The following is a 6,165-nucleotide window of genomic DNA, read 5'->3' as shown; positions in this document are numbered from 1 at the left end:
GCTCCTGGGCCGCCCATCGGGCGTTGCTTGGAAGGGCGGACAAGGACAGTCGGATGCAGTGGACACCCGCCCGAAGATAGCCTTCACCGCCAGAGTACAATTTCTATCTTCACCTTTGTGGGTAAAGATCAGCCTCCGAGCCCGCAGCACTCCGCAAGCAAGCACAGTGTCGCAGCGTCCCTGCCGCCCTTTCTTTCTCTCCGTCCATGATCCTCGTGTTGCCGATGCTCGTCATAAAACACGACCCACACTGTGAAGCCGGCCCTCGCTCCTTGGGCGCCGTGGCCTGCGCAGCAAAGTAGTCCAGTTGCGCCGCAACGGGTCTGGACATACTTCATTTTTTCACCACCACAATGTGGGTCTCCACCGGACTGAGATCACCACGGCGGTAGCGCACCTTGACGGCTGTGCCAGGTGGCAGGCGTTTGATGGCGGCAAAGTCCTCCGGTGTCATGGTTCTCAGAGGGTGGCCTTCGATCTCCAGCATTTCATCTCCGGCCCGTAGTCCGGCTTTGTCTGCCGGACCCCCTGGATCGAGATGGCTGATCTTGTAGTCAAAGTCAAACTGCAGGCCTGCCGTTGAAGTGCGCGTGAGATCCTGCACGGTGCCCAGGGGCTTGAGGCGGAGTTCGCCTGCCTTAAAGCGAAAGGTCATCACATAGTGGCGTAGCAGATTCAGGCCGATGTTCGCTTCGCGCTCGGCGATTGAGCCCGGAGTGGCGTCTATGATGTCTGTGGGCAAACCGCGCAGGGTATCAGGGCCGAAGGTGACTTCCGGGAGGCTGGCCTCCCGGCTCACCACGTTGCCTGAAAGGGAAAGCCCGGTGACGAGTGCAGGCCTGGCGCTCTCCAGCGCGTCGGGTGCGATTTTTTTCATCACAACGCTGGAAAGCTGAAAGGTGCCTCCGTTGCCCGTATCCGGGTTGGCGGGCAGTTCATGACTGCCTATGCGCACCGGCACTCTTAGGTTCATCGGGTGGAATGCCTGCGGGTTGGTTGGGCCCACGTCGGCATTGAACAGCTTGCGGGTGAGAGGCAGCACCGTCTCGCCCTCCAGCGGCGGCGCTTTGCCGGCGGGGAACAGCGTGAGTTTCCTGGCGGTAGGATCGATGCGGACATCCCAGTCTGCCAGTGTGGCCATGCCCAGTACTCCATTGACGATCGGTACTTTTTCAGAAACAAGCACCGGTTCATTTTTCGTCCATGCGCCTCCGAGGCTGATGCGTTGAGTCAGCGCGCTCCGGCAGTCCACCTTCTCGCCTGTGACACTCATCAAGGTTTTGCTGCCGCCGTTTGCCTGGAGGCCGAGATTTCGCGCCACCTCTGAGGAAAGCGTGGTGATGGCAGCCCCCGTGTCCAGGGCAAGCCGCACAGGCTTCCCATTGATCTGTGCTTCCACGATGAAACCCAAAAAAGTGGACTCAAGCGGAACCGTCACACTCTCCGCCCCCGCAGGCAGGCCCGACGTACGCAGAGCACCCGCAAGCGCCTCAGAGCCAGGCTGCGTATCCTCTCCGCGCAGAGGAAGAAGAATGCAGGACAGCAGGAGGGCAAGGCAGCGCAGGTGCATGATTGGGCAGGGCTGGGGAGGACGATAGAGAGTGAGTCGGGGCTGTTCTGGCTGCACGCTGTAACGCCCCTGGAGTTCCTCTGTTGCAGTTGCTGCGCAGTTTGATTAATGCGCTGTGTGAAGTTGTCCAGTTGCGCCGCAACTGGATCCTTCTCGGCCCCGGCCCCGCGTCGAATTCCATACTTTTCTGATAGAAACCCCGCTTTTTGTGCGGCTTCTGCGTCCCGTTTTTTCTCATGCGTTCCCTAGCCCTCCTGTTCCTCCTCGCCGCAGCCTCCATCGCTCACGCCGAAACCAAGCCCCTCAAAGCCCTCCTCGTCGCCGGTGGCTGCTGCCATGATTATGCAAAGCAGCATGTCATCCTCAGCCAGGGCATCCAATCCCGCGCCAATGTGCAGGTGGACGTCGTGTGGACAGACGACAAATCCGTCACCCCGCCCCTGCCGCTCTATGACAATCCCGACTGGGCTAAAGGCTACGACATCATCATCCACGACGAATGCGCCGCCGGCGTGAAGGACATGGCCGTGGTGAAGCGCATCCTCGACGTGCACCAGACCATTCCCGCCGTGCATCTGCACTGCGCCATGCACAGCTTCCGCACCGGCACGGATGCCTGGTTCAAGCACCTCGGCATTCAGTCTGCCTCGCACGGCCCGCAGGAGCCGATCGCCATCACCTTTGTCGATAAGGATCATCCCATCACCAAGCCGTTCGCCGACTGGACCACCATCAAAGAGGAACTCTACAACAACGTGAACATCTTCGACGGTCACCCGCTCGCCATGGGCAAGCAGGTCGTCAAAGGCAAGGACGTGGACTACGTGGTCGCCTGGACGAATGAGAAGCAGGGCGCGCGCAGCTTCAGCACCACCATCGGCCACAACAACGACACCGTCGCCGACCCGCGCTATCTCGATCTCGTCACCCGCGGCCTCCTCTGGGCCATGGACAAGCTCACCCCGGAATACCTCACGCCCTTCAAAGGAGAAAACAAAGTGACCTTCGTCGCTGCTAAGAAGGTGGAAGCTCCCAAGCCCCCGCCTGTGCCCAAGGACGCCACCGGCATCAAAGCGACTGCAAGCAGCGAAGCCGCAGTGGCTCCAGCTTGAGCTCGAAAAACCGCAGACGCTCACCGGCATCCAGACCACCTGGGAAAACGGCGGTGTGTACCAGTTCAAGGTCGAGGGCAGCACGGATGGCAAAACCTGGAGCACTCTCGTCGATGGCAGCGCCAACACCAAGAACGCCCCCTACACAAACGACTTCGCCAAGGTGGAAGGCATTCGCTTTGTGAAAATCCATGCCTTGGGAAAAACCAGCGGCGGCTGGGCCAGCATCCGTGAAGTCTGGCTCAAAGGCCCCGACATCAAAGGCGTGGCTCCAAAGCTCAGCGAAACGCAGAAGAAACAATACGACAAAGCGGCGGATCCTTTGAAGGAGGCCGGAAACGTCCCGCCTCGCATCGTGAAGCTCACGGCTGAAGAAGAGGCTGCGATCCTGAAAGATGTGAAGGTGCCCGATGGCTTCGAAGTTTCCCTTTTTGCTCCTCCGCAGTCCGCCAACTACCCCGTCTTCATCGCCGCCGCTCCGGATGGCACGCTCTACGTCAGCAGCGATGGCAACGGCTCTCTGGGCCGTGCTCCGCACCGTGGCCGCATCCTGCGCCTGAAGGATAAGGATGGCGACGGCCGCGCCGACGAGGTGAAGGAATTCGTCAAAGACGTGGACGCCCCGCGCGGCCTCGTCTGGGACAAAGACCGCCTCTACCTCGTGCATCCGCCGCACCTCAGCGCCTACATTGACAAAGACGGCGATGGCGTGGCCGATGAGGAAAAGGTGCTGGTGAAGAACATCGCCTTTGGCTACAAAGACCGCCCCGCCGACCACACCACCAACGGCCTCAGCCTCGGCATCGACGGCTGGCTCTACATCGCCGGTGGCGACTTCGGCTTCATGGATGCCGAAGGCACCGACGGGCGGCACCTGCAGCATCGCGGCGGCGGCGTCATCCGCGTGCGGCCAGATGGCACCGGCTTGGAAGTGTACTCCACCGGCACGCGCAACATCCTCGAAGTCGCCATCAGCCCCCTAATGGACATCTTCGCCCGCGACAACACCAACGACGGCGGAGGCTGGAACGTCCGCTTCCACCACTTCACCGGCCTCGAAGATCACGGCTACCCGCGCCTCTACAAAAACTTCAATGACGAGTGCATCCAGCCCCTCGCCGACTACGGCGGCGGCTCCGGCTGCGGCGCCGTGTACATCGACGAACCCGGCTTCGGCAAATGGAACAACGCCCCCTTCACCTGCGACTGGGGCACCGGCGCCCTCTGGCACCACCAGGTGAAACCCAAAGGCGCCACCTTCGAAGAAACCCGCCCCCCCGAGCCCTTCATCAAAATGACCCGCCCCACCGACGCCGACGTCGATGCCAACAGCCGCGTCTATTGCGCTAGTTGGAAAGGCGCCACCTTCAACTGGGAAGGCCCGGACGTGGGCTACATCGTGCAGGTGAAGCCCAAAGGCTTCAAAGCCGAGCCGCTGCCAGATTTCGCGAAGGCGAAGGATGAAGAGCTGGTGAAGCAGCTTGAGTCACCGAGCTATCGCCGGAGGATGGAGGCGCAGCGGGAGATCGTGAGGCGTGGATCGGTGGCGGGTCTTTCGAAAAGGCTCGATCAACTGGTGCTTTCCAAAAAGAGTTCCGCCAGTGTCGAAGCGGCGGCCATTTACACGCTTTCCATGGGCGGTAAATCAGGACTGATTGATGCTGTTGAGACCCGTGGCGACAGTCCTGGGGTCGTCGGTGACAATGCCCTTCGTCACCTTATCCGCGCGTTTTCCAAGTCACAGTTGGAGATCGCAGACATGGAGTCCGCGCCTGCGGACGTTCAATTGCAATCATTGATTGCCATTGTGTATGATCAAAGCCTGCCCGCTGATCAGAAGCCCTCTGCAATCATCCCTTTCTTCTTCGCGGAGGATCCCATTGTCCTCCACACTGCCAAGCAGGCTCTGACTCGGGTTGGGCAGCCTTATCAGGCAGTTTTCGCGCTGGAAATAATCGCAGGACACATGGACGACCCCAAGGCCGAACCCGCGTTTCTTAGAGCCGTGGCTGCGCTTGCGGCCCAGCATGATCCAGTCGTGGTGAAGACTTTGATCGACAGTCTCAACGAACCTCAAGAAGCCGGCGAGCCGCCCATGACCCCTGCATTTCGTCGTGGCCTCCTCTCCGCCCTCTGCCGCCTCCACTACCAAGAAGGCGAATGGAAGGGCGACTCCTGGGGCACACGCCCCGACACACGCGGCCCCTACTACCAGCCCGAACCTTGGAGCGAGACGCCGAAGATCGCCGCAGCTCTGAAGGACGCGCTCGCCAAAGCCTCTCCTGAAGAAGCCGCCTTCCTCGTCAAAGAGATGAACCGCAACCGCATCCAGAGCAGCGATGCCCTTGAGCGCATCCTCGTGCTCGCCAAGCAGGATGCCAAGGTCATTCCTGATGCCGTGGCCCAGCTCGCCACCGCAGAAACCATCCCCGCCGATGGCATCCCGCTGCTCATTGCCGCAGCGAACAGCAAGAAGCTCGATCCCCAAACCGCAGCCGCCACGCTCGCCAACACCCTCACCTCCATCGCCAAGACCGACAGCGCCGAGGCCTGGACCGCGGCGCTCACGGCACTCATCACGCTCGATGCCCAGCAAGGCTCCGGCAAAGAACAGGAGGCAGGCCGCACCGCCTTCCTCAATGCACCGAAACTCGAAAACGTGCATCAGGCCTTCGAAGCCGAAGCCGCCAAAGTCGGCACCCCCACCGCCGCCTGGGCCGAGGCCGCCCTGCTCAATCTCGCCGCCCGCAAGACCGGCAGCCCCGAAGCTCGCGAGATGTCCCAGAAGGCCCTCGACACCGGCTGGTCCGACGCCAGGCGCCGCCTCCAGATCATCAACGCCGCCGTGAAGTCCAAAAGCCACGCCGTCGATGAAAAAATCCTCGCCGCCGTTTCCGACTCCGACACCACCGTGTCCAAGGCCGCGCAGAACGCCGTGAAGAGCCTCAAGATCGAAGCCAAAGGCCAGGACAAGACCCCCAAGATCGGCTCCCTGAAACCCGAAGACGCCCTCGCTGCCGTGATCAAAACCAAAGGCAGCATCGCCCTCGGCGAGCAGATCTTCACCAAGGCCACCTGCATCGCCTGCCACACCACCAAGGAGTCCGAAGCCCAGAAAGGCCCCTACCTCGGCAACATCGCCCAGACCTACAAGCGCCCCGAACTCGCGCAGAACATCCTCGACCCCAACAAGACCATCGCCCAGGGCTTCGCCAGCGAAGTCGTCACCCTCAACGACGGCACCCAGCAGATGGGCTTCATCACCCTCGAGTCCGCCGATAATGTGAAGCTGCGCAACGTGGCCGCGCAGGAGTTCACCTATGCCGTGAAGGACATCAAGAGCCGCCAGCGGCTGCCGATGTCCATCATGCCGCCCGGCCTGATGACGAACTTCACCGTCCATGAATTCGCCAGCCTCCTGGATTACCTGGAGTCGCTCGCAAAGAAGTAGAAGAAAACCTCCGCCATTTCAAGGCGGGCCGA

Annotated in this window: 3 protein-coding genes; 2 read left to right on the top strand and 1 reads right to left on the bottom strand. The window is 61.3% G+C overall.

The genetic code is table 11. From position 1 onward, the window contains the following. Window positions 1-334: 334 nt before the first annotated feature. On the bottom strand, window positions 335-1,570 hold the full coding sequence (locus ACILSQ_RS28475) for an aspartyl protease family protein (protein ID WP_395747092.1): 1,236 nt from the start codon (window positions 1,568-1,570) through the stop codon (window positions 335-337). 236 nt (window positions 1,571-1,806) lie between these two features. On the opposite strand from ACILSQ_RS28475, the gene ACILSQ_RS28470 reads away from it, so the two are divergent. Both ACILSQ_RS28470 and ACILSQ_RS28465 read left to right on the top strand, forming a co-directional pair. After that, window positions 1,807-2,682, top strand: a complete 876-nt coding sequence (locus ACILSQ_RS28470) for a ThuA domain-containing protein (protein WP_395747091.1) — start codon at window positions 1,807-1,809, stop codon at window positions 2,680-2,682. Then, the gene (locus ACILSQ_RS28465) at window positions 2,582-6,133 is read left to right on the top strand and encodes a discoidin domain-containing protein (protein WP_395747094.1); all 3,552 of its coding nucleotides are present in this window, start codon (window positions 2,582-2,584) and stop codon (window positions 6,131-6,133) included. The genes ACILSQ_RS28470 and ACILSQ_RS28465 overlap by 101 nt, the downstream gene beginning before the upstream one ends. Window positions 6,134-6,165: the final 32 nt, after the last annotated feature.

This window comes from Prosthecobacter sp., from assembly GCF_044227185.1.
Classification (GTDB): domain Bacteria; phylum Verrucomicrobiota; class Verrucomicrobiia; order Verrucomicrobiales; family Verrucomicrobiaceae; genus Prosthecobacter.
This window is presented reverse-complemented; position numbering and strand designations above follow the sequence as displayed.